This window comes from Agrobacterium sp. V1 (assembly GCF_030518355.1).
Taxonomy (GTDB): Bacteria; Pseudomonadota; Alphaproteobacteria; order Rhizobiales; family Rhizobiaceae; genus Agrobacterium; species Agrobacterium cucumeris.
Genome location: NZ_JAULSF010000002.1, coordinates 1,934,916 through 1,959,794, shown reverse-complemented (window position 1 = coordinate 1,959,794; position 24,879 = coordinate 1,934,916). Strand labels below are relative to the sequence as shown.

Here is a 24,879-nt window from a genome sequence, read left to right as displayed (position 1 = left end):
ATGCGCCGCCGGTGACGAATTTTATCCACCGGCGTCGTCTTCAATCCAGCATCACCATATGCGCGGGCAGTTGCTCCTCGAAAAACCTCGAGAAGGTCGCGATGCGGGGCGGCAGCTTCTGGTAGGGCGGATAATAGAGCGTCAGCCAGAGTTCCGGCGGCGACCAGCCGCGCAGAACATGTGTCAGCCGGCCGCTGCGGATATGTTCGGCGATATGAAACCCCGGCAACATGGCCACCCCGGCACCATCCGCCGCCAAATCTGCCAGAACCTCGCCATTATTGGCGCTGAATCTGCGGCCGGCGGAAATCGTGATGCTCGATCCGCCATCCGAAAGGACCCAGTTCTCCCGCCGGCTTTCACCGCTATAGGCAAGGCAATCGTCGGGCGTCAGCTCGCCTGGATGTTCCATCTGCGTGAACCGGCTGCCCGGCGCCGCCACCAATATTCTCGGCACGGCCCTGATCTTGCGCCAGATGGTGAATTTGTCTGATGGAGCAGACGAAATGCGGATCGCGAGGTCGTAGTCGTCATCGACGATGTTGACCAAACCATCGGATAGCGAAATCTCGAAGCACATTTTCGGGTACAGTTCCCGGAAACCCGAGAGTATCGGTGGCAAAACGGTTTTCCCGAGCCATGTCGGCGCGCTGATCCTCAGTCTTCCCTGATCGGCCTTGTGAGCATTCCTGACGTCGCGCCGGGCATTTTCAAGCGCTTCTATTGCCGGCTGAATCTGCGCGGCGAAGACGGCTCCGTCGGTCGTCAGCGACACCTGGCGGGTGGTGCGGACGAATAACTGCACGCCGAGATCACATTCAAGCGCGGCAATGGCGCGGGTGACGGCTGCTGCCGTCATGCCCAGTTCGCGGGCCACCTGCGCGAAGTTGCGCTTTTCGGCCGCCATCAGAAAGGTTTTGAGAGCTTTGTGGTCGTTCATCTCTATTATTTCAAAAACCGCAATTCAGTCGCAAGAAATATTGCAATTCTTCGATGCAATCAAGCGGCGTATATCTTTGTCATCGAAACGGACACACCAACGAAGAAAGGCGCCGACGATGATCAAGGATATCAAGGGCCTGCACCACGTTACCTCCATGGCGTCGGATGCGCGGCAGAATAACAGTTTTTTCACTGAAACGCTCGGCCTGCGCCGGGTGAAGAAGACCGTCAACTTTGATGAGCCCAGCGTCTATCACCTTTATTACGGTGATGAAACGGGAACGCCCGGCACGGTCATGACCTATTTTCCCTTCGCCCAGATGATGGCCGGTCGTCCCGGTGTCGGTGAAGTGGGCGAGACCCAGTTCTCCATTCCGAAGGGTTCGCTCGGCTTCTGGAAAGATCGTCTCATTGCCAAAGGTGCCGCCGGCATTCAGGCCGACACGGTTTTCGGCGACAATCGCCTGCGCTTCACCGGTCCCGATGGCGACGGTCTCGCGCTGATCGAAACCGGCAATGATGCACGTGCTGGCTGGTTGGCCGAAGGCATATCAGAAGAAAACGCCATACGCGGTTTCACCGGCGCGCGCTTCAATCTTCACGACACGGCTGCGACCGAGGAGCTTCTGCGTTTCATGGGTTATGAGCGGGCCGAAGTTGAAGGGAACGTCACCCGTTTCGTCATTCCCGGTGGCAATGGCGCGGATACGATCGATCTGGCGGCGCTGCCGAAGACACCCTTTGCCCGCCCCGGAGCCGGTTCGGTGCACCACATCGCTTTTGCGGTCGAGAACCGCGAAAAGCAGCTCGAAGTGCGTAAGGCGCTGATGGATACCGGTTATCAGGTAAGCCCGGTCATCGACCGCGATTACTTCTGGGCGATCTATTTCCGCACCCCGGGCGGTATCCTGTTCGAGATCGCCACCAATGAACCGGGTTTCGACCGGGACGAGGATACCGCGCATCTTGGCGAAGCACTCAAGCTGCCGAACCGGTATGAGCCGTTCCGCAACAAGATCGAGGCGAGCCTGGTTCCGCTTGCCGCCTGAGACGGATCGCTGATCCGCACCGACTGACCGATACACATTCACGCCTTTTAAAGATGGCTGCCCGCGCCGGGCAGTCCACTGGCGAAGCCTTGTCAATTTCCACCGCCGCAGATCGGCAATCACCACCTGAACGGAGAACGAAAATGTCCAAGCTCGAAGTCCTGACCCCCGCCAACAGCCAGTTGATCTTCATCGACCAGCAGCCGCAGATGGCTTTCGGTGTGCAATCGATCGATCGTCAGACCCTGAAGAACAATGTCGTCGGCCTCGCCAAGGCCGCCCGGATATTCAACATCCCGACGACCATCACGACGGTCGAAACGGAAAGCTTCTCCGGCAACACCTTCCCGGAATTGCTCGCGGTTTTCCCGGAGAATGATATCCTCGAGCGCACCTCGATGAATTCCTGGGATGACCAGAATGTCCGCGACGCCCTGGCGAAGAACGCTGCCGGTGGCCGCAGGAAGATCGTCGTTTCCGGCCTCTGGACGGAAGTCTGCAACACCACCTTCGCGCTCTCGGCGCTCCACGATGTCGCGGATTACGAGATCTACATGGTGGCGGATGCTTCCGGTGGCACCTCTGTCGACGCACACAAATATGCGATGGACCGCATGGTGCAGGCCGGCATCATCCCGGTCACCTGGCAGCAGGTGCTGCTTGAATGGCAGCGCGACTGGGCACGCAAGGAAACCTATGACGCCGTCACCTCGCTGGTGAAGGAACATTCCGGCGCCTATGGCATGGGCATCGACTATGCCGTCACCCACGTCCATGGCGGTGAAGAACGCGTCAAACACGGCAAGCGCATCGGCCCCAACCCAGCCCAAAAATAAGCTTTCGCCGCACCGGAAGGATCGATGTCCCCTCCGGTGCGGCTTTCATCCATCTAGGAGGTTCCCATGAAAGTCTATCTTCTATCGCTTGGCGCCGGCCTGCTGGTCGGCATTGTTTACAGCCTGCTCAATGTGCGTTCACCTGCGCCGCCCATCATCGCTCTTGTCGGCCTGCTTGGCATATTGCTTGGGGAACAGGTCATTCCTTTTGCAAGGTCGATCATCGGCAAGGAACCGGCCGCCGTTTCGTGGATCAACCAGATCAAGCCGCATATGTTCGGCCATATGCCGAAGGGGAGCGGAGAGACCGTGGATCTCGCCAGAGCGAAACAGCCTGTGGATGGGGAGAGAAGCTGATGCCGACGCGACGCACCTTTCTTGGCGCGGCATCGAGCCTTGCCTTTCCGCATCTCTTTTCACCGGCCAAGGCCGCTGATCCCATTCAGACCGGAGCTTATTCCATGTATCCTGACACCATTCTTCACAACGGCCGCCTGACGACGCTTGACCGCGGCAATCCGAATGCAACGGCAGTTGCCATCAAGGATGGTCTGTTCGTTGAGGTGGGAACCGATGCCGATGTCATGGCGCTCGCCGGGCCGGAGACGAAAGTCATCGATCTGAAGGGCAAACGTGTGCTGCCCGGCCTGATCGACAATCACACCCACGTCGTTCGCGGCGGCTTGAACTTCAACATGGAACTGCGTTGGGATGGCGTGCGCTCGCTGGCGGACGCCATGGACATGCTGAAACGTCAGGTGGCGATCACGCCCGCCCCGCAATGGGTGCGCGTCGTTGGCGGCTTCACCGAGCATCAATTTGTCGAAAAACGCCTGCCGACCATTGAGGAAATCAATGCGGTGGCTCCCGATACGCCGGTCTTCCTGCTGCATCTCTATGATCGGGCGCTGCTGAATGGCGCTGCGTTGCGCGCCGTTGGCTATACGCGGGATACGCCGAACCCGCCCGGTGGCGAGATCACTCGTGATGCGAACGGCAATCCCACGGGCATGCTGCTCGCCAAGCCGAATGCCGGCATCCTCTATTCGACGCTCGCAAAGGGACCGAAGCTGCCGCTCGATTATCAGGTCAACTCCACCCGTCATTTCATGCGTGAACTGAACCGGCTGGGTGTGACCGGCGTGATCGATGCCGGTGGCGGTTTCCAGAATTATCCCGATGACTATGAGGTCATCCAGAAGCTTTCTGATGACGGCCAGATGACCGTGCGTCTTGCCTACAACCTCTTCACGCAGAAACCCAAGCAGGAAAAGGAGGATTTCCTCAACTGGACCTCTTCGGTCAAATACAAGCAGGGCAATGACTATTTCCGGCACAATGGTGCAGGTGAGATGTTGGTCTTTTCCGCTGCCGATTTCGAGGATTTCCGCCAGCCACGACCGGACATGCCGCCGGAAATGGAAGGCGAACTGGAAGACGTCGTCCGAATTCTTGTGGAGAACCGCTGGCCCTGGCGTCTGCACGCCACCTATGACGAGACGATCTCGCGGGCTCTGGATGTCTTCGAAAAGGTCAACCGGGACATTCCGCTTGAGGGCCTGAACTGGTTCTTCGACCATGCCGAAACCATCTCGGACCGCTCCATCGATCGCATCGCAGCGCTTGGTGGTGGCATCGCCACCCAGCACCGCATGGCGTATCAGGGCGAATATTTCGTCGAACGGTATGGACAGGGAGTTGCCGAGGCGACGCCACCGATCCGGAAAATGCTCGACAAGGGCGTCAATGTCTCTGCCGGTACCGATGCCACCCGTGTCGCCTCCTACAATCCGTGGGTTTCCCTTTCGTGGATGGTAACCGGCAAGACCGTCGGCGGCATGCAGCTCTATCCACGCGCCAATTGCCTCGATCGTGAAACGGCACTGCGCATGTGGACCGAAAAAGTCACCTGGTTCTCGAACGAGGAGGGCAAAAAGGGCCGCATCGAAAAAGGCCAGTTCGCCGATCTGGTGGTGCCGGACAAGGATTATTTCGCCTGTGCCGAGGATGAAATTTCCTTCCTCACCTCCGAGCTGACCATGGTTGGCGGCAAGATCGTCTATGGTGCCGGTGATTTCAGGGCACTCGATGAGAACGACGTGCCTCCCGCCATGCCGGACTGGTCGCCCGTTCGCGCCTTCGGCGGTTATGCCGCCTGGGGTGAGCCGCAAGGGGCTGGAAAGAACTCGTTGCGACGGGCGGCAATCACGTCCTGCGGCTGCGCCAGTGATTGCGGTGTGCATGGCCACGACCATGCCGGAGCGTGGACATCGAAGCTGCCCATCGCCGATCTGAAGGGGTTTTTCGGAGCGCTTGGCTGCTCGTGCTGGGCGGTTTAAGCCCGACCCGCTGAATGCCAGATCGACCATGCGGGCAGCGGATTGTCGCTGCCCGCATCCGACGCGAAGGAAGCCCCCTAAGACGGGCCAATATTGCGAAATATGCAATTATATCGAAACTATTGATGCAATTGTTGGCGATAATTGTTTCAGCCAATATCGCTCCATCAGATGAACGCAGTGCCGGTCGAACCAACGGCCAAGATCGCAGGAGCAGACAATGACCGAACCATCTTCAACACTTCGCCCTCACGGGCTTCTTACGGGCGTTGTTGCCTCGCCTGTCACACGAACCCTCGCGCTTCTGGCGCTCTGCTCGGCCTATATTCAGGGGCCGCTGACCAAGATCTTCGATTTTCCCGGTGCGATTGCCGAGATGAACCATTTTGGGCTTCATCCCGCTGCGGTCTTTGCCGTTGTCGTCATTGTGTTCGAGCTTGCCGCCTCGGCCATGGTGGTTTCCGGCTTTCTGCGCTGGGCGGGCGCTTTGGCGCTTGCGGGCTTCACGCTTCTGGCCACCTTCATTGCTCTTCGGTTCTGGGAAATGGCACCCGGCATGGACCGCATGATGACAACCAACGCCTTCTTCGAACATCTGGGTCTGGCTGGCGCCTTTGTTGTCGTCGCCGCAATCGATCTCACGAAAGGAACAGGCAAATGAATGCCGCAAAATCCTCAACGAGCAGCTTTGCTCCGCTTGCGCAGCCGGTTTTTGCCGTCCTCTGGGCCGCAACCGTGCTCGGCAATACCGGCAGTTTCATGCGCGATGTCGCCAGTTCGTGGCTTATGACCGATCTTTCGGCCTCGCCGGCGGCAGTCGCCATGGTCCAGGCGGCGGGAACCCTGCCGATCTTTCTGCTGGCGATCCCGGCCGGCGTGCTGACGGATATTCTCGACCGTCGCAAATTTTTGATTGCGGTCCAGCTGCTCCTGGCCTCTGTCAGCCTCACCCTCATGGTTCTCGCCCATACCGGATTGTTGTCCGTCAGTGCCCTGATCGGCCTTACCTTCCTTGGCGGCATCGGTGCGGCGCTGATGGGACCGACCTGGCAGGCCATTGTGCCGGAACTGGTGAAACGCGAGGATATCAAAAGCGCTGTCGCGCTCAATTCGCTGGGCATCAATATTGCCCGTTCCATCGGTCCTGCGGTCGGCGGCATATTGCTTGCTGCCTTCGGTGCGGCCGTTACTTACGGTGCAGATGTCGCCAGCTACTTTGTCGTCATCGCGGCGCTTCTGTGGTGGCCACGGGCGAAGAACGCCAATGATGTGCTGGCGGAAGGTTTCTTCGGTGCATTCCGGGCCGGCCTTCGTTACACACGCGCCAGCCGGCCGCTGCATGTCGTCCTGCTGCGGGCTGCAATCTTCTTTGCATTCGCCAGTGCCGTCTGGGCGCTTCTGCCACTGGTCGCACGGCAATTGCTCGGCGGAGATGCCAGCTTTTATGGCATTCTGCTCGGCGCGGTCGGTGCCGGCGCTATCGGCGGCGCGCTGATCATGCCGAAACTGCGCGCCCGCTTTGATGCCGACGCCCTGCTTCTGGGGGCGGCCGTCATTACCGCTCTTGTCATGGCTGGTCTGTCGTTTGCTCCGCCCAAGTGGCTGGCCATCATCATCCTGCTCTTTCTCGGTGGTGCATGGATCACGGCGCTGACGACGTTGAATGGCGCGGCCCAGGCCATTCTGCCGAACTGGGTGCGTGGCCGTGGGCTGGCGGTCTATCTTACCGTCTTCAACGGCGCGATGACGGCGGGCAGCATCGGCTGGGGTGCGGTTGGCGAAGCGGCAGGCGTGCCCGGAACGTTGCTGATCGGCTCTGCCGGTCTGTTTGCCGCCGGTCTTGTCATGCATCGCCTGAAATTGCCTGCCGGCGACGCCGATATGGTACCGTCCAATCATTGGCCGGAACCGCTGGTTGCCGAGCCGGTGGCCCATGACCGCGGCCCGGTGCTGATTCTGATCGAATACAACGTCGAAAAGCATCATCGCAGCGCGTTCCTGCATGCGCTTGACGAGCTTTCCCAGGAACGCCGGCGTGATGGTGCCTATGGCTGGGGTGTCACCGAGGACTCCGCCAATCCGCAGAAGATCGTTGAATGGTTCATGGTGGAATCCTGGGCGGAACATCTGCGCCAGCACAAACGGGTCTCCAACGCCGACGCGGATCTACAGGGCAAGGTGCTTGCCTATCACTCGGGGCTGGAAAGACCAGTCGTGCGGCACTTCCTGACGATCAATCGTCCGGGAAGAGCATGAAGCAAGGAAAAGGGGCCAATTGGCCCCTTTTTATTGCTGAGTAAAGACAATCCGCCCGGTTATTTGGTGATCCGCTCCAGCACACGGCTCAATGCCTCCTTCAATGCGCGCGAACCGCCATTGCCGTCAAAATCCAGCAATACCTGTTCGTTGAGGCCGCCCTTGGTGGCGAATTCGCGGCTGATATCAGTGAAATCAGTATCCTTGCCGGCCAGCACCGCGACCTCGGAAAGGCCGGCGAAGAGGGGAGCAAGATAGGCGCGGCCCTTTTCTTCCGGCAGACCGTTTTGCGCCAGCCATTCCGTCGTATGTTGAAGGATACCGAAATAGGTGGCCATCAGGGCGCTTGCGGCGGCCAGCAGGTCGTATTCCGCCTTGGTCTCGCATTCAACCGCATTGCCGAGCACGTTGAAAATCGCTGCCGTATCCGTATCGGCAGGATAAACGGCGGTGACACCCTTGCGCCGCGCCACGAAGGGCAGGGGGATCGCCTGGGTGAGCCGCACATCCGCACCGATCCAGTCGAGAAGGGCTTGCCGGCTGGTGGCGGCAACCACGCTGATGACCTTCTGCCCCTCCCGGAACTGCAGGGGTCTGGTGACTTCTTCGGCGATCTGCGGGCGGATCGCCAGCACGACGGTATCGCAGCCGTCAACGATTGCCTGATTATCGCCGGCAACAATCACCTGCGGGAAATCGGCGGCGAGCTTTGCGGAAATATCCGCGCTTCGCTGCGACACCATGACATGCGGCACGGCGACGGGCTTGCCAAGCAGGCCCCGCACCATTGCGTCGGTGATCGCTCCGGTTCCGATGAAACCGATTTTCTGGGGAAGGGACATGATGACTCCGCGGCTGAAAGGGGCCGGATCGGCCGTGTTTTACGCAGGACGGTAACGCGTGTCCTGAACTGAAGATGAGACATTGGGCCAGAAAACCGGTCTGTCGGCAATGTTAATTTTTCTTCCGGATCCGCCGGCCGGAAGCAAATGTGCTCCGCATGGGAATCTCGTCAGCAATCTGATTTTCCTTTTATTTTAGCATCTTATCGCGATCGATTTTGCGCTTTGAAGCAGGACCGACATGAAGAGCCGGTGCCGGCCGGCCAAAATATTTCACTTGATATTTACATTCGGAATGTATGTATATGGCACCGAAAGATCGGATGCTGGTGATGCGTCCGGCAGCTCGTTTGCATCAAAAGGTGAAAAATGGTCGAGAAAAGTCAGTGGCGGCGCGGGCAAACGGTGGCCCTTGCGTTGATCCTATCCTGCGTCCTCTATCCCGGAAGAGTGCTCGCGCAGCAACAACCCACCCCGTCAGTCACGGTTGAAACCGCCAAGGCGGCGGATTTCACGCTGACTGCGCGTTTGCCCGGACGTATCAAACCATCGACGATTTCAGAGGTACGGCCGCAGGTCTCCGGCATCATCCGGGAACGACTGTTTGAAGAAGGCGCCCGTGTCGAGGCCGGTCAGGTTCTCTACAAGATCGAGGATGAAACCTATGTTGCGGCGGTGGAGTCGGCCAAAGCCAACGTCGCCCAGGCGCAGGCCAGCTACGATTTCGCCCTCGTCGATGCGCGCCGTGCTGAGGAGACATTTGCCAATAATGTCAGCTCGGCGTCGAACCGCGATAACAAGATTGCGGAGAGAAACAAGACGCAGGCCGCACTTCAGGTGGCGCGGGCACAGCTGACGACAGCGGAGATCGACCTCGAGAGAACGACGATCCGCGCGCCGATCTCCGGCATCATCGGGTTTTCGGAAACGACGGCCGGTGCGCTTGTGGCTGCGCAGCAGACGACGGCTTTGACCACGATCCGCGCGCTCGACACGATCTATGTCGACGTAACCCAGTCCGTAAACGATCTTTTGCGGTGGAATGCCGACAAAAGGGTGGGGGGCAGCCAGTCCCAGTCCGTTGCAACGATGATCCTTCCGAACGGCCAGACTTACCCGGTAAAGGGTGATCTGAAGGCGGCCGAACCGAGGGTCGAACCGACAACGGGCATGGTCACGCTTCGAATCTCGTTCTCCAACCCGGATAACAGGCTTTTGCCGGGCCTCTATGTCGAGGTTGAACTACCGCAGGCCGTTACCAAGGACGCGATCCTCGTTCCGCAAAGCGCCGTGATGCGCAATGCCAAAGGCGAGGCCTCCGTCTGGATCGTGGAGGACGGCAAGATTGTTCCCCGTCCGGTAACCATCGTCACTGGTGCCGGCAATCGCTGGGTCACCAGCAGCGGCCTGAAACCGGGGGACCAGATCGTCATGTCCGGTTTCCAGAAGGTGGCACCCGGTGCTTCGGTGGAAATAGAGCAACAGCCGGCGGCCCAGCAGGCTGCCCGGGTCGGGAGTAACTGATCCATGGCGCGGTTTTTCATAGACAGGCCCATTTTCGCCTGGGTCATCGCGATCATCATCATGGGCCTCGGCGTCCTGTCGATCATGAGATTGCCGATCTCGCAATATCCCTCGATCGCCGGTCCATCCGTGGTCATCGGAGCGACCTATCCCGGCGCATCCGCCGAAACGGTCGCGGATACGGTGGTGCAGATCATCGAGAAGGAAATGACGGGCCTTGACGGGCTGCGTTACATCGACTCGTCGACGACCTCTACCGGTCGCGCCACCGTGACACTCACATTCAATCTCGGCACGGATCCCGACATCGCCCAGGTTCAGGTCCAGAACAAGCTGAGCCAGGCCGAAGCGAGCCTGCCTTCTGAAGTGACGCGTCAGGGTGTAACGGTTGAGAAATCGACAACCGGCTTTCTGATGGTGATCGCGCTGATCTCGGACGACGGAGCCCGAAGCGCCATCGATCTCGCAGATTATCTGAACTCCTACATGGTCGAACCGGTGTCGAGACTGAAGGGTGTCGGCAAGGTTGAAGTGTTCGGGTCGGAATATGCGATGCGGATCTGGCTCGATCCGCAGAAGCTGAAATATTACGGCCTCTCTCCCACCACCGTCATTAATGCGATCAGCGCCCAGAATGCGCAGATATCGGCCGGTTCCTTCGGCGCCATGCCGGCACCGGAAGGTCAGCAGCTCAATGCCACCGTCACCGCCCAGTCGCTCCTGAAGACGCCGCAGGATTTCGAGCGCATCGTGCTGCGTGCCGATACCGATGGCGGGCTGGTGTTGCTGCGTGACGTGGCGCGGGCGGAACTCGGAACTGAAAACTACGAAATTTCCAGTTTCTACAACGGCAAGCCGTCGTCAGGCATGGCGATCCAGCTGGCATCCGGCGCCAATGCGCTTGAAACGGCGGAGCTGGTGAAGGCCAAGATGGCCGATCTCGGTGCATTCCTTCCCGTCGGCGTGAGCTATGTCATTCCCTATGATACGACGCCGTTTGTCTCGCTTTCCATCGAGGCGGTCATTCACACGCTCATCGAAGCGATCGTGCTGGTCGTGTTCGTGATGCTGATCTTCCTGCATAATTTCCGCGCGACGCTGATCCCGACGCTGGCCGTGCCGGTGGTTCTGCTTGGAACCTTCGGCATCATGGCGGCGCTCGGATTTTCGATCAACACGCTCACCATGCTGGCCATGGTTCTGGCGATCGGCCTGCTTGTCGATGATGCCATCGTGGTGGTGGAAAACGTCGAGCGCATCATGCGCGACGAGCATCTCGATCCCGTCGCGGCTACGAAAAAATCGATGGGAGAAATCCAGGGGGCGCTCGTGGGCATCGCCATGGTGGTTTCCGCCGTCTTCGTGCCCATGGCGTTTTTTGGCGGCGCAACAGGGGAAATGTACAAGCAGTTCTCGGTGACCATCGTTGCGGCCATGGCGCTCTCGGTGCTGGTCGCCCTCATCTTCACACCGGCGCTCTGCGCGACGATGCTGAAGGCCCATGATCACAATGCAAAGCCGGGTCTTGCCAGCCGTTTCAGCAACTGGTTCGAGCGCAATTTCTCATGGCTGACGACACGATACGGCAATATCGTCAGGGCTTCGGCGAAAAGGCCGGTCAGGATGTTCCTTGTCTATCTGCTTCTGGTGGGCGCCATGGTCTTCCTTTACCAGAAGACGCCAACCTCGTTCCTTCCCGATGAAGATCAGGGAACCCTGCTCACCATCATCCAGACACCGCCCGGTTCTACCGCGCAAAATACCGAGGAGGTTCTGGGCAAGGTGGAGAAATACTACATGAATGCCGAAGCCAAGAACGTCGAGTCGGTCTTCTCGGTTCGTGGTTTTTCCTTCGCCGGTCAGGGGCAGAACATGGGCATGATGTTCGTCAAACTGAAGGACTGGGAAGAGCGCAAGGGTAAGGACAACTCCGCCCAGGCCATCGCCGCGCGCGCTTTCGGGCCTTTGATGGGCGGCATCAAGGAAGCGATCGTCGTTCCGCTGGTGCCGCCGGCGGTCACGGAACTCGGCAATTCCAACGGCTTTACCGCCTTCCTTCAGGCGCGTTCCGGCCAGAGCCATGAGCAGCTTCTGGAAGCGCGCAACATGCTGCTGGGTCTTGCGGCCCAAAGCCCGAAACTCATGGCCGTCCGGCCGAACGGCGTCGAGGATGCTTCACAATTCGAACTCAATATCGACTGGGGCAAGGCCGGCGCCGTTGGCCTCAGCGCTGCGGATGTCGGGTCGTTCCTGACCACCGTCTGGTCGAGTTCCTATGTGAACGACTTCCTTTACGAGGGACGCATGAAGCGCGTTTACGTGCAGGGCGAGCCTTTGGCACGCACCGGGCCGGAGGATCTTGCTCTCTGGCGGGTGCCGAATGCGAATGGTGATTTCGTCGATCTTTCGACCATCGCCAGCCAGAACTGGGTCTTCGGGCCTCAGCAGGTCAGCCGTTATGACGCCCTGCCCGCGATGTCGATCGAAGGGTCGGCGGCTCCGGGCTTCTCCTCCGGTGAGGCGCTGGCTGAAATGGAGGCGCTTGCCGCGAAACTGCCGCCGGGCTTCAGCCTGCAATGGACGGGAATGTCGCTCGAGGAAAAGGATGCCGGCGCCGGTGCCTTGCCTCTCTACGGGCTGGCATTGGCAACCATGTTCCTTTGCCTTGCAGCGCTCTATGAAAGCTGGACCATTCCCGTGGCGGTTCTGCTCGCCATGCCGGTCGGTATTCTCGGTGCGCTTCTGGGCGCATGGATCGGCGGGCAGTCGAATGGCGTCTATTTCCAGGTGGGTCTTCTGACCGTGGTCGGCCTGACGGGCAAGAATGGCATCATGATCGTCGAATTTGCGCGAGAGCGAATGGCGCAGCTGGGCGAAAGCGCATTCGAGGCGGTTTGCGAGGCGGCGAAACTTCGCTTCCGGCCGATCCTGATGACCTCGCTTGCCTTTGGCCTCGGTGTCATTCCGCTGGTCATATCGACGGGTGCCGGCGCCGGCGCGCGCCAGGCTATCGGCTTTGCCACCTTCTTTGGAACGGTGACGGGGACTTTGCTGGCGATTGTTTTCGTGCCGGTCTTCTTCGTGCTGATATCGGGGATATTTAGCCGCAGAAGCGTAAAGGTGGCGGAGCCGAAACCCGCCTGAGGTCGATGCATTGCCGTCCCGCCGTGATGAGTTGCGGCGGGACGGCGGTTTGCTTTTGCCGGGCTGGTCCATGTAGAAAGCAACGGCGAAATTCAGTCATGGGAGTTTAGAGACGTGAGGAGAACCAAGGAGCAGGCGGCGGAAACCGGTCGCCAGATATTGCAGGCGGCGGAGACCCTGTTTCTGGACAAGGGCTATGACAATGTCAGCCTGGAGGAAATCGCTGCTCTTTCCGGTGTGACCCGGGGTGCAATCCACTGGCATTTCAAGAACAAGCACGGGCTTCTGCTCGCTCTCCGAAACGAGGCGCAGGAACCGTTTCGGCGATTTGCCGACGAACTTTCCGAAGGCCGCAGCTCCGCTTCCATAGAAAAACTCGGTGACATCATAGCCGACACCTTCAGGCTACTGGAGCAGGATCCGCGTCAACGCGGTCTGCTGCGGGTGATGATGCGGCTCGATATCGTTATGGCGGAAAAGGATGAGGCCGCACAAAACACGTTTCCTGAGGAAATGCATGAATTATTCGTTCGCATATTCAGGGCAGTCGAGCGAAACCCCGGAATGGTGAAACCGTGGACGCCGGAAAAGGCTGCCTCCATGCTTTATGCGGCCATGGGCGGTCTCATTACGGAATGGGCGCTAAGCAAGAGCGTCTTTACGCTCTCCGAAGACGGGAGCCTTCTGGTCGCGACTTTGCTCGCCGGAGTTCAGCAAAAACACCAAGGCCTCAACTGAACCAATCCTGACAAAATTACCCCAGGCAAACCACGCCTGACATGCGCTGGTGACGGAAGATGACTAGGTTCGAATTTACAAACGTGTTGTATGTATATATAAAGACATGGCTACTGTTGCCCCGGCAAGCAGGGCTGGTTGACCGGTATGATCCCGAAAGCGAACCGGTTGCCCAACGGAGGAGACGGTTCCGAAAATGATGAAGGATCGGGAAAATATTTCGCGCCAGTCTCTTGCCCTTCGCGGCAATCTGGCCGTCTCCACGGGTTACGGAGGTTCCGTGCCTGCTCCGTCTTCGACAAACATGGCCCTGACGTATCGTCCCCTGCCGTCAGGGCCAATGATGTCCGCAACGCTCATTGCCGGACATCGGACGGGGCACGTTTTCCCCCACCAGCGTGCCCCGTCATTTCTCCCGCGGCTTCGCCGCCTCATCCGCAGTGGCCGGGAGGTCGGCCAAAACCGCTTCAGAAAACCGTCCGATTGGCTGAGAGTCGTCGCGCTTGGCGTCATTCTGGTCGATTTTGCCGTGTTGTCCCTCGCCAACAGGTTTCTCGACCGGAACTTTGAAGGTTATCTGCCGGGCCTCGGGCCAATGCTGGGCGGATTGCTGTTTGCAATCATCATCATGCGGCTTGCGCGCCCCGCATTTTATCCGGACTGGATTGCCATCGGCGCCCTTCAGGCAGCGATGGGATGTATCGTCTGTGTTGATGAGAGCCTTCGGTCGTCTGCAGCCTTTCTGCTTTTCTGCTGTCTGTTTCTTGGTCTTTCGTTATTGCGGCTCTGGGTTGGAGAAACGATCCGTCCCCACCGGGGGGCTCCATCCCTGCTCGCAGGTGGCTTGACCACCCTCTTCTTTGTCGCATGGCTGGTCGCGGATCGCTCCTTTGGACTTGGAGGGGGCCCGGACATCATTCTGGCGGCAGATCTTCTGGTGGCGGGTTTCACGATGGTGTCGTTCGGGCTTTCGCTGCGATCTGGCAAGGGCCAGCATTAAGGCAATGAGAGCTTGATGCGTGGATGCGCAGGCGAACCCCGTCGATCCGATTAGGATCCATTCCCTGCGGTGTTCATGCCGAGGCTGAGTTGATTTTCGGCCCGCACGCGGCTGCCAGCCACTGTGTTTAACCAATATCCTAGCACCGGGTCAGCGCGGCATTGCGATCAGGCACAGGCTGCGCGCATTCAAAATCTTCTCCAGCAACATATTTACTTTTATAACTATATAATGCAGATTTACCTCATTGCTCGGAGGGAGCACGAAGTCTGTTGGAGGAACACATGCAAAAAATTATCGGATTTGGCTTTGCCGCCGCGCTGGCGGCTGTCAGCTTCGCCGTGACGCCCGTGAAGGCGCAGCAGCTGGAATTGACGATCACCGCGCCGGCAGGGGCAGGTGGGGGCTGGGATGCAGCATCCCGTTCACTTCAGGAGGTCATGATGGCTACCGGCGCGGCCAAGAGCGTGCAGGTTGTCAACGTGCCTGGTGCCGGCGGCACGGTTGGGCTGGCGCAATTTGTCGGGCAGGCCAAGGGCAGCTCCAACCAGCTGCTCGTTGCCGGCATCACGCTGGTCGGCGCTAGCATTTCCAACAACTCACCTGTCGATCTCACGCAGGTCACACCCCTTGCCCGCCTCACCGGCGATCCGCTTGTGATCGTCGTGCCGAAGGATTCGCCAATCAAGACCATGGCCGACCTGCGGGCAACCATTGAGAAGGATGTGGCGAAGACCATCTGGGTCGGAGGCTCGGCCGGCGGTGCGGATCATATTCTGGCGGCTCTGGTGACCAAGGCATCCGGGCAGGACCCGGCCAAGATCAATTACGTCGCCTATTCCGGAGGTGGTGAGTCGCTTGCAGCCATGCTTGGCGGGCAGGCAACGGCAGGTGTCTCGGGCTATGGCGAATGGGAAGGACAGATCAAGTCCGGCGATCTGCGGGCGCTTGCAATATCCTATCCCGAGCCTATCCCGGGCATCGAGGCACAACCCCTGAAGGCCCAGGGGTTCGATATCGAACTGGTGAACTGGCGTGGCGTCTTCGCGGGTCAGGGTGTCGAGGACAAAGAGCTTGAGGCACTGCAGGCGGCCATTGAAAAGACCATCAAATCGAACGAGTGGCAAGCCGTTTTGAAAGCGCGTGGTTGGACCGACTATTACGCGACCTCTGCTGAATTCAAAACCTTCATCGGCTCTGAAACCGAACGGGTCCGCACCATCCTGACGTCCATCGGCCTTGCCAACTGATCTGGCCAGCGCGGGAGGCGGAGAGATCGCTTCCCGCTCGCGAGGAATATCATGACACTCAAAACATCTTCGCTGCGCAATCCGCCCGCGATGGCCGTTGCAGTCATTCTGTTCGCCATAGCGATCATCACTTACTGGGATGCGAGCCGCATGACGGCGCGTGCGACCTATGGCATGAGCGCGAATGCGGCTTCCTATTTCGTCGCCCTGCTGTTTGTTGCCCTGGCGCTCGGGCACATGGTCAGCGCCTTCAGGCCATCCGAACTGGAGGACGAGCCAACCGACTGGAAGGCAGTGGGCTGGATCGCCATTGCCCTGTCGGGTCTGATCGGCGCAATCTGGCTTGGCGGTGGCTTCATTCTCGGTTCGACGCTGCTTTTCGCCTTCACTGCCCGGGCATTCGGGCGCAGGGCGCTGCCGGTGGACCTCTGTCTGGGAGCGATCATCGCCGTCCTCATCTTTCTCATGTTCAACAAGCTCCTGACCCTTGCGCTGCCCCTGGGGCCGCTCGAGCGTCTGTTCTGAGGTGGTCATGGATTCGCTTCTTGCCCTGTTTCAAGGCTTTGCCACCGCGATCGAGCCGGCAAATCTGGTCTTTGCCGCCATGGGGGTCATCATCGGCACGGCTGTCGGTGTCCTTCCCGGTATCGGCCCGGCGCTGACGGTCGCCCTTCTGCTGCCGGTGACCTTCAAGCTCGATCCCGGCGGTTCGATCATCATGTTTGCCGGCATCTATTATGGCGGCATGTATGGCGGGTCGACGACGGCCATCCTGCTCAATACCCCGGGAGAAAGTGCGTCGGTGGTGACGGCGCTGGAGGGCAACAGGATGGCGCGGGCGGGTCGCGGCGGTCCGGCGCTTGCCACGGCCGCGATCGGTTCCTTTGTCGCGGCTTTGATCGCCACTTTCGGCCTTGCTTTCCTTGCACCCATTCTCGTCAAGGTCGCCGTCCAGTTCGGTCCGTGGGATTATTTCGGGCTGATGTTGATCGCTTTCGTCACCGTTTCCGCGACATTCGGCTCATCACCACTCAGGGGCCTCACCAGCCTTGCCTTCGGTCTCTGGCTCGGCCTTATGGGTATCGATCAACTGACAGGGCAGGCGCGCCTGACCTTCGGCGTGCCGGAACTTCTGGACGGTGTCGAAGTGACGACGCTGGCGGTCGGCCTCTTCGCCATCGGCGAAGCGCTGCTTGTCGCTTCCCGTCACCTGCATAAGCCGGAAAAGCCGATCCCCGTCAAAGGGTCGATCTGGATGACGCTCGAGGACTGGAAACGGTCATGGAAACCGTGGTTGCGCGGGACCGTGATCGGTTTTCCGATCGGTGCGCTGCCCGCCGGCGGCGCGGAGATTCCGACCTTCCTCAGCTATAATATCGAGCGGAAGCTGTCGAAAAAGCCGGAAGAATTCGGCCGGGGCGCAATCGAGGGTGTTGCTGGTCCCGAAGCCGCGAATAATGCTTCGGCCGCCGGTACGCTCGTCCCCCTGCTCACACTTGGGCTGCCCACCTCCGCCACGGCGGCCGTCATGCTGGCGGGATTCCAGCAGTATAATATCCAGCCGGGTCCACTGCTGTTTGCGCAGCATGCGGATCTCGTCTGGGGGCTGGTTGCCAGCCTCTTCATTGCCAATGTCATGTTGCTAGTGCTAAATCTTCCGCTGGTCGGATTGTGGGTGCGTCTTCTGGCCATTCCCCTGCCATGGCTATATGCGGGTATCCTCGTCTTCGCCTCCATGGGAACCATCGCAGCCAATCCTTCCGTCGTGGAACTCTTGCTGCTGACCGGGTTTGGCGTTGTCGGCTTTTTCATGCGGAAATTCGACTATCCGGTTGCGCCTGCCGTTGTCGGTCTCATCCTTGGGCCACTGGCCGACAGCGCTTTGAGGCGTTCGCTGCAGATGAGCCTTGGTGATCCGATGATCCTGTTGCAGCATCCGAGTTCGGCGACGATGATCGCCTTCGCACTGATTGCGTTGATCGCGCCCTTCGTCTTCAAGGGGCTTTCCCGCTTCCGGCAGGACGAGGATTGAACGGTGAGGCGGGCAGTCCGAAGGGGCTGCCGCCTGTTGCTTTGAAGCGGAGGATCATACAAAACTGGGCAAAACTACAGAGCGAGCCCCATGGTACGGAAAAGTCTTACGCCGCAGATCGTCGGAAACGTCATTGAATTCATCCAGACGAACGGCATCGGCAAGGGTGAGCATCTTCCTCTTCAAATGCTGGCTGACGCCTTCCGTGTCTCGCGTGCTCCCATCATGAGCGCGCTCAAGCAACTCGAGATCCAGGGCGTCGTGCGGGCGGAGCCCAATCGCGGTTATTTTCTCGCGGTCGAACCCGGCAGTCTTCAGGATATGAAATCCGCAGGTGTTGAAGACGGTGAGGGCGACGAGGCGATCTATTTCCGTATCGCCGAGGATCGCCTCGCCGGCAAGCTCGACGAGCGCATGAGCGAAAACGAACTCATGCGGTTTTACGATCTTCCGCGCACCAAGCTTCTGAGGGTCCTTCGGCGTATTGCGGAAGAGGGCTGGATCGAGCGTCTGCCCGGCAATGGCTGGGCGTTCACGCAGGCGCTGACGTCGAAGAAGAGTTATGAGGACGGTTATGCCTTTCGCGCCGTGATCGAGCAGCAGGCCATGCTGCTGCCGAGTTTCGAGCCCAATGTCGAGGGTCTGAAGCGGGCGCGGGAGGTTCAGATGCGGCTGCGAGACGGCGGATATGAAACATGGTCGCGCGCCGAAATCTTCAAGGCCAATAACGAATTTCACGAGATGCTCGTCGCCTGCTCGCAGAATGAATTTTTCCTGGATGCGATCAGACGCATCAACCGTCTGCGCCGGCTTATCGAATACCACATCACCATCGACCGCAGCCGCCTGCCCCGGCAGACGGAAGAACATCTGCAAATTCTCGACCTGATCGAACATGGTCGCCGGAACGAAGCCGCCGCTTTTCTCTACACCCACATCATGGGTGCCAGCCGGATCAAGTCGCCCAAGGTCTAAATCCCCAACCTCCCTCACTGTGAGTTGGATTGCTTGCCTAGTTCGTGTCCTTCACCGGGTGAAAAGGCAATCGATTTATCGTCGAGATAATTGCATTTTGTGATTACATTATGTATATAGATTGTCACTTGCAAAGCAAGCAATGATAACGCCTGCGGGGGATGGCCGTGACGCTCGACCAAAACAATATGCGAACGAGATTCGAGATAAACGGCGTCAGCTACAACATCATCGATCTCCCCGCAGAGGCGGGGGACTGTCTGGCCCGTATGCCCTATGTGCATCGCATATTGCTGGAGAATGTGCTTCGCACCGGAGACGACGACGCTGTAAGGGCGAAAGCGGCGATGATCGACTGGCTTGAAACCGGTGTTAGCGAAGTCGAAATTCCGTTCCTGCCGAACCGGGTCCTGATGCACGACACGACCTGTGGTCCGGCTTTGGTCGACATTGCCGGAATGCGTTCTGCGCTTGCGGAAGCCGGGGGCGATCCCGCCCGGCTCAATCCAGTTGTTCCAGTGGATGTCTCGACCGACCATTCCGTTGCCGTGGACGTGTTTGCGACCTCATCGGCGCTCACGCGCAATATGGAACGCGAATATGAGCGAAATTCGGAACGATACAGCTTCATGAAATGGGCGACAAATACGCTTGCCGATTTTCGGACCCATCCCCCCGGCACGGGCATCATGCACACGCTTAATCTCGAGCGCCTGGCAACCGTGGTGGCCTCGCAGCGGCGCGACGGGATATTATGGGCCATGCCGGACACGTTGATCGGTACGGACAGCCATACGCCGATGATCAATGGCATCGGAGTACTTGGCTGGGGTGTCGGCGGGCTGGAGGCAGAAAGCGTGTTTTTCGGCATGCCCGTCGCCCTTCGCGTACCTGACGTCGTTGGTGTCCGGCTGACAGGAGCGTTGAAAGAGGGCGTGCTTGCCACGGATCTCGCGCTGGTTATCACGCATCTGCTGCGTCAGATTGACCTTCAGGATAAATATGTCGAGTTCTATGGTCCGGGCGTTTCTGGTCTGACGGCTGGTGACCGGGCGGTCATCGCCAATATGACGCCGGAATTCGGAGCGAATAGCGGTTATTTCCCGATAGATCGTCAATCCGTCGACTATCTGCTCAGGACCGGGCGTACGCCGGATCACGCGGCCTTCGTCGAGGCTTATGCTAGACGTGTCGGAATCTGGTTCGATCCCGATGCCAATCCCCGCTACACCGCAACCCTTGATCTCGATCTTTCAAGCGTCGAGCCAAGCCTTGCCGGACCATGCCGCCCTCAGGACAGGATTTCGGTCAGCGCAACGCGGCATGCGATTTCCGCCATGAAGAAGGCCGGCACGATTTCCCTGAAAGGTGAGCCGAATGATGGCGCTGTCGCAATCGCCGCGATTACCAGCTGCACCAACACGTCCGATCCCCGGCTCATGATTGCCGCTGGGCTCCTGGCCCGTAAAGCCAATGCTTATGGTCTGCGCCCGCCGCATTGGGTCAAAACCTCGACTGCTCCGGGTTCACCGACGGCGGAGCGTTATCTCCAGCGTGCGGGGCTGATGACCGATCTGGAGGCCGTCGGCTTCGGCATCGTCGGTTATGGCTGTACGACCTGTATCGGCAACTCCGGCCCGCTCACCACTCCGGTTGCAATGGCAATGGCGGAGCGGAACATTCTTCCCGTGGCGGTTCTTTCCGGCAACCGCAATTTTCCCGGCCGGGTTCATCCGCAGCTGGAAGCCGGGTTTCTGGCCTCGCCGCCGATGGTCGTGGCCTTCGCGCTGGCCGGCACGGTTGAGCTCGATATCATGAACGATCCCCTCGGCATCGCAGAAGACGGTACTCCGGTAACGCTTCCGATGATCTGGCCGACCGCTGCCGAGATCGATGCGGCCATGGAGATGGCGTCAAGGGTTGAGGATTTCGCGCCGGCCTATGACGCGGCCGAGGCAAGCAAGGCGTGGAAGGAGCTTCCCGCGCCCACAACGACACTTTTCCCCTGGGATGAAAAATCGACCTATATCCGCCGGCCGCCATTTTCCGGCTTCGGCAAGGGAACGAGGCTTGGCGCCTATCAAGCCCATCCTATTCTCGTGCTCGGCGACGACATCACCACCGATCATATCTCGCCCGCGGGTGCCATTCCCGCGACGGGCGACGCCGGACGGCATCTCATTGATCGTGGCGAGAATCCGCTTGATCTCAATGTCTTTTCTTCCCGGCGCGGCAATTGGGAAGTCATGATCCGTGGCCTCTTTACCAACAGGACCGTGCGCAATCTTCTGGCGGCGAATATTCCTGCGGGCTCTACCATTCATGCGGGAACGGGAGAAGTTCTCCCGCTCTGGGATGCTGCCCAGCGATACGAAGCCGAAGGCAAATCCGTTGTCGTTGTGGCGGGTGAACGTTACGGAATGGGATCTTCCCGCGACTGGGCCGCAAAGGGCGTCGCGCTTCTGGGTGTTCGGGCGGTTCTGGCGGCAAGTTTCGAGCGCATTCACCGCTGGAACCTGATCGGCATGGGTGTCCTGCCACTGCGGCTTCCGCGAGGGCTGAAGCCCGAACAGCTTGAATTGACCGCCCGCGACACAATCATGGTCAACGCCGATGTCCTGTCGATCGCACCCCGTTGCGCGGTACCGGTGACGATCACGCGGCCCAGTGGGGTTTCGATCTCTTTCGAGGCATCTGCGGCGATCGAAACCCGGGCGGAAATCGCCATTTTGCGTGCCGGCGGGGTTCTGCCCCTGATCCTTCAACGCCTGCACCGGCCTGCCGGGGAACGTCAGCGCGCCTGACGTCCCTTTTGCGGGCTTTCGCGGACAAGGGACGCTCGGCGCCGCCGTGAATGCTTTAGTGTCCCGGATGCAGTGCATCGTTGAGATACATGCAGGTGAGCATGGTGAAGACATAGGCCTGAATGCCGGCCATCAGGAACTCCAGAGCCGTGATGGCGACCGTCATGAAGAGTGGCGCGATGGCGCCGATTACCCCCAGCGCATTGATGCTGGCGAGGGAGGCGACAAAACCCGCAAAGACCTTCAGGGTGATATGGCCCGCAAGCATGACCGCAAACAGGCGGACGGAATGGCTGACGGGGCGCGAAATATAGGAGATGATTTCAATCGGCACGATGATCGGCGCCAGGATTGCCGGGATTCCAGCGGGTTTGAACAGGCCGAAAAAACCAATGCCGTGTTTGAACAGGCCATAAAGCGTGACGGTGCCGAACACCATCATGGCGAGGCCGAAGGTGGCGATGATCTGGCTCGTTACGGTAAAGGCATAAGGGAACATGCCGATCATGTTCGCGAAGAGGATGAACATGAAAAGCGAGAACACGAAGGGGAAGAACCGCATCCCCTGTTCGCCGGCATTGTCACGCAGGGTCTTGGCAACGAACAGGTAAAGCATCTCCGCGCTCGATTGCCAGCGGCCGGGCACGAGGCGGGCCTTGCCGGTTGCCAGAAGCAGGAATGAACTGGCCAGTGTGACGGTGAGAAACATGTATGCCGAAGCATTGGTGAAGCTGAGGTCGATATCCCCGACTGTAATTTCAACGAGAGGTTTGACTTCGAATTGGTCGATGGGGCCGGCCATGACAGGTCCTTCAGTAAATTGCGACAATGACGGGGATGCGCCGGTGTTCGAAGTCGCGGCTGTGCCGGACGCAGGAAGACCGTGCGTGTGGTGGAAAGTCAGAAATAGGGAGGGTGTTCGGTATATCGGCCATTCTGATCCCAAGATTGAGAGTCAGGGCCGTCCCCGGAACGTTTCAAGGCACGGGTCGTCCCGCGCGAGGGCTTTCTAGCCAAATCGGTGGCAGGTGGCAATCGTTTTCGGGCAAACGCATCAGCGCGGGAAAACCGGACCAGATGGTTGGCGACGAGAACGAAGATCAAGACCGCCGAAATCCGCGTCACCCAGCCTGGCGAGCGTTGATTTGCACTTTTTGCGACCGTTTCTGAAATGTCCTGATAAAGCATTTCGGGAGCGTTCCACATCATGAATCTCGCGATCATGGGGTCGTCCCCGTTCGGTTTGAAGCGCGCGCGGGCCGTCCCGCGATGCCGTGGCCTCAGGCCGTAAACAACAGGAGGCCAAAGATGACGAACAGCATCAGATGCAACAGTCCCTGCGCCGCCGAGGTTCGCCTGCCCAGATAGGTCAGGGTTGTCAGCGCAACCGTCAGGGCAAACAGGATGGTTTCGGTGGGCGAAATTCCGAAGATCACCGTTTTGCCGGTGACGAGGCCAACCGTCAGGACCGCCGGGACCGTGAGCCCGACAGTTGAAACGAATGCGCCGAGGCACAGATTGATTGCCCGTTGTGTCTCGTTGTTCAACGCGGCCTTTACGGCCGTGATCGATTCGGGTGTAAAGACGATGATCGCAATAAGAACGCCGCCAACGGCCACCGGGGCGCCAGCCTGCGCAACGCCGTAATCAATGACGATGGCAAGGTCATGTGCGAGCAGTACGATCGGCAGCATCAATCCGATCAGAAACATCGAATGAACGATGTTCTTTTTGCGGGCATGACCGTCCGTCGGATGGTCTGGAGCCTGACGCTTGACGGGTTCTGTCAGCCTGATCGACATCCGGCCCGGTGCCGGTTGCATGAAGTGGCTGCGGTAGCGGCCCATCTGCAGGGCGAGGAAACTGCCGTAGACAATCACGGTCACGAGAGAGATGACGATGGCCTGGAGAGCGGTAAACGTGCCATTGCCTGCGGAGAGCGTGTTTGGCACCAGAAGCGCGACGCCGGCCAAAACCACCGTCATCGCAATGAAGGAAACGGCGCCGGGCGCATTATATTCCTGCTCGCCATAACGCATCGCGCCCGCCAGCAGGCAGATACCTGTAACAAGGTTGAGGATGATCATCATCACCGCGAATATGGAATCTCTTCCGATTGTTGGCGCCTCATTCGGCCCCAGCATCACCGCCGCAATCAGGATCACTTCGATCGCGACGATCGACAGCGTGAGAATGAGCGTTCCGTAGGGTTCACCCAGTTGATGGGCCAATTCATCGGCCTCTTTCACTACCCCGAAAGCCGCCATCAGGATTGTGGCGAAGAGCACGAGAAAGCAGGAGATGGCAATGGTTGGCGTCATGCCCGGCGAAAGCCATGACTGGCCGGACAGCTGGAAAACGGCGACGACCAGCCAGGCCACGACGAGTTTCGGCCAGGGAGTGCGGAGAAAGGATGGAGATTTGTCAGACATTGCAGGCGACCTCTATCTGGGGTCGTCCCCGGCAATCTGTCGCATTCGGGTCGTCCCGAACGAAGCTCTGTCAAGCTGTAGATACCAGCGATAGCATGGCAGGGTTCCTGAAAGCAATGGCGCAGTCGGGCCACCGCCTTGATGACAGGCGCCATTGGTGATAGCACGCAGTTGTGCAGGACGACCTGCGCCATCCGGATCAATTGGGGACGGCCCCGTGTCTAAAGAACACGAGGAGCAAGGCCATGATCTCTCATAACTGCCCTGAACAGACCGGTATTTTTTCTTCGGCACGACCCTGTTGAGCGGTGCCGATGATGTTGAGCGCCGATATTATTTACTGGTCCGCCACCCTTGCCCAGGGCATGCTTCTGCTTGCCATGGCATTCGCCGCATATCGGCTGATCAAGGGGCCAAGGGCCCAGGATCGTGTCATGGCAATTGATACGATCTACAATATTGGAATATTGCAGGCACTGGTGCTGGCGATCAAAACCGGAAACGCCCTGTACCTTCCCTTCATTCTGATCCTCGCAATTCTCGGCTTCGTTTCGACGGTCGCACTTGCGAAGTTTCTGATGCGAGGTGAGGTGATCGAGTGATGCGGCATCATTTCCGGGGCGTATAACGGGTCTCGTGGAGTGTCTAAAGAACAGAAAAGCGCGGCCATCTTAGATTGGCCGCGCTTGATATTCTTGCCCAGACGAGTGCCGGAC

The 24,879-nt window shown here is 59.2% G+C and carries 21 protein-coding genes; 16 read left to right on the top strand and 5 right to left on the bottom strand.

The features are described 5' to 3' along the window. Positions 1-40: 40 nt before the first annotated feature. On the bottom strand, positions 41-940 hold the full coding sequence (locus tag QSV77_RS22795; protein ID WP_142842555.1) for a LysR family transcriptional regulator: 900 nt from the start codon (positions 938-940) through the stop codon (positions 41-43). A 118-nt stretch (positions 941-1,058) separates the two neighbouring features. Here QSV77_RS22795 and QSV77_RS22790 point away from each other — a divergent pair, with 118 nt between their 5' ends. From QSV77_RS22790 to QSV77_RS22765, 6 genes are all read left to right on the top strand, one after another. Continuing rightward, positions 1,059-1,991 (top strand): VOC family protein, encoded by a 933-nt coding sequence (locus QSV77_RS22790; RefSeq protein WP_302735149.1) that lies wholly within the window; start codon positions 1,059-1,061, stop codon positions 1,989-1,991. A gap of 143 nt (positions 1,992-2,134) precedes the next feature. After that, entirely contained in the window at positions 2,135-2,827 is a 693-nt protein-coding gene (locus tag QSV77_RS22785; protein WP_142842553.1) for a hydrolase, read from the top strand. Between the two features lie 66 nt (positions 2,828-2,893). Then, the gene (locus QSV77_RS22780; RefSeq protein WP_142842552.1) at positions 2,894-3,184 is read left to right on the top strand and encodes a XapX domain-containing protein; all 291 of its coding nucleotides are present in this window, start codon (positions 2,894-2,896) and stop codon (positions 3,182-3,184) included. Then, entirely contained in the window at positions 3,184-5,166 is a 1,983-nt protein-coding gene (locus QSV77_RS22775) for an amidohydrolase (RefSeq protein WP_302735148.1), read from the top strand. The genes QSV77_RS22780 and QSV77_RS22775 overlap by 1 nt, the downstream gene beginning before the upstream one ends. Before the next feature lie 220 nt (positions 5,167-5,386). Then, the gene (locus tag QSV77_RS22770) at positions 5,387-5,827 is read left to right on the top strand and encodes a DoxX family protein (RefSeq protein WP_302735147.1); all 441 of its coding nucleotides are present in this window, start codon (positions 5,387-5,389) and stop codon (positions 5,825-5,827) included. Beyond that, complete coding sequence (locus QSV77_RS22765; protein ID WP_302735146.1) at positions 5,824-7,422, top strand: MFS transporter; 1,599 nt, start codon at positions 5,824-5,826, stop codon at positions 7,420-7,422. Before QSV77_RS22770 ends, QSV77_RS22765 begins: the two co-directional genes overlap by 4 nt. A 59-nt stretch (positions 7,423-7,481) precedes the next feature. On the opposite strand, the gene QSV77_RS22760 is transcribed toward QSV77_RS22765, so the two are convergent. Next, positions 7,482-8,264 (bottom strand): pyrroline-5-carboxylate reductase, encoded by a 783-nt coding sequence (locus QSV77_RS22760; RefSeq protein ID WP_302735145.1) that lies wholly within the window; start codon positions 8,262-8,264, stop codon positions 7,482-7,484. A gap of 369 nt (positions 8,265-8,633) precedes the next feature. On the opposite strand from QSV77_RS22760, the gene QSV77_RS22755 reads away from it, so the two are divergent. The 9 genes from QSV77_RS22755 to acnA all read left to right on the top strand — a co-directional run bounded on the left by QSV77_RS22755 (position 8,634) and on the right by acnA (position 21,731). Next, positions 8,634-9,788: an efflux RND transporter periplasmic adaptor subunit gene (locus QSV77_RS22755; RefSeq protein ID WP_302735144.1), complete on the top strand. Its 1,155-nt coding sequence runs from the start codon at positions 8,634-8,636 to the stop codon at positions 9,786-9,788. A 3-nt stretch (positions 9,789-9,791) separates the two neighbouring features. Then, positions 9,792-12,932 (top strand): efflux RND transporter permease subunit, encoded by a 3,141-nt coding sequence (locus QSV77_RS22750; protein ID WP_302735143.1) that lies wholly within the window; start codon positions 9,792-9,794, stop codon positions 12,930-12,932. 114 nt (positions 12,933-13,046) lie between these two features. After that, positions 13,047-13,670, top strand: a complete 624-nt coding sequence (locus tag QSV77_RS22745) for a TetR/AcrR family transcriptional regulator (RefSeq protein WP_162701243.1) — start codon at positions 13,047-13,049, stop codon at positions 13,668-13,670. Positions 13,671-13,866: 196 nt separating this feature from the next. After that, a complete protein-coding gene (locus QSV77_RS22740; protein WP_302735142.1) occupies positions 13,867-14,670 on the top strand; it encodes a hypothetical protein in 804 nt (267 codons plus the stop codon). 284 nt (positions 14,671-14,954) lie between these two features. Next, on the top strand, positions 14,955-15,920 hold the full coding sequence (locus tag QSV77_RS22735; RefSeq protein WP_302735141.1) for a tripartite tricarboxylate transporter substrate binding protein: 966 nt from the start codon (positions 14,955-14,957) through the stop codon (positions 15,918-15,920). Between the two features lie 51 nt (positions 15,921-15,971). Beyond that, positions 15,972-16,445 (top strand): tripartite tricarboxylate transporter TctB family protein, encoded by a 474-nt coding sequence (locus tag QSV77_RS22730; RefSeq protein ID WP_302735140.1) that lies wholly within the window; start codon positions 15,972-15,974, stop codon positions 16,443-16,445. Between the two features lie 7 nt (positions 16,446-16,452). After that, on the top strand, positions 16,453-17,952 hold the full coding sequence (locus QSV77_RS22725; protein WP_302735139.1) for a tripartite tricarboxylate transporter permease: 1,500 nt from the start codon (positions 16,453-16,455) through the stop codon (positions 17,950-17,952). A 90-nt stretch (positions 17,953-18,042) separates the two neighbouring features. Beyond that, positions 18,043-18,927, top strand: a complete 885-nt coding sequence (locus tag QSV77_RS22720; protein ID WP_302735138.1) for a GntR family transcriptional regulator — start codon at positions 18,043-18,045, stop codon at positions 18,925-18,927. 188 nt (positions 18,928-19,115) lie between these two features. Beyond that, positions 19,116-21,731: an aconitate hydratase AcnA gene (acnA, locus tag QSV77_RS22715; protein WP_302735295.1), complete on the top strand. Its 2,616-nt coding sequence runs from the start codon at positions 19,116-19,118 to the stop codon at positions 21,729-21,731. Between the two features lie 55 nt (positions 21,732-21,786). Here the strand turns inward: acnA and QSV77_RS22710 are convergent, their stop codons facing one another. From QSV77_RS22710 to QSV77_RS22700, 3 genes are all read right to left on the bottom strand, one after another. Then, positions 21,787-22,533, bottom strand: a complete 747-nt coding sequence (locus tag QSV77_RS22710; protein WP_302735137.1) for a F0F1 ATP synthase subunit A — start codon at positions 22,531-22,533, stop codon at positions 21,787-21,789. A 98-nt stretch (positions 22,534-22,631) separates the two neighbouring features. Then, the gene (locus tag QSV77_RS22705; protein ID WP_142842541.1) at positions 22,632-22,955 is read right to left on the bottom strand and encodes a hypothetical protein; all 324 of its coding nucleotides are present in this window, start codon (positions 22,953-22,955) and stop codon (positions 22,632-22,634) included. 56 nt (positions 22,956-23,011) lie between these two features. Next, entirely contained in the window at positions 23,012-24,163 is a 1,152-nt protein-coding gene (locus QSV77_RS22700; RefSeq protein WP_271362715.1) for a calcium:proton antiporter, read from the bottom strand. Positions 24,164-24,477: 314 nt separating this feature from the next. Between QSV77_RS22700 and QSV77_RS22695 the strand changes: the two genes are divergently transcribed. Continuing rightward, the gene (locus QSV77_RS22695) at positions 24,478-24,765 is read left to right on the top strand and encodes a K+/H+ antiporter subunit F (RefSeq protein WP_302735136.1); all 288 of its coding nucleotides are present in this window, start codon (positions 24,478-24,480) and stop codon (positions 24,763-24,765) included. The last annotated feature ends 114 nt before the right edge of the window (positions 24,766-24,879 follow it).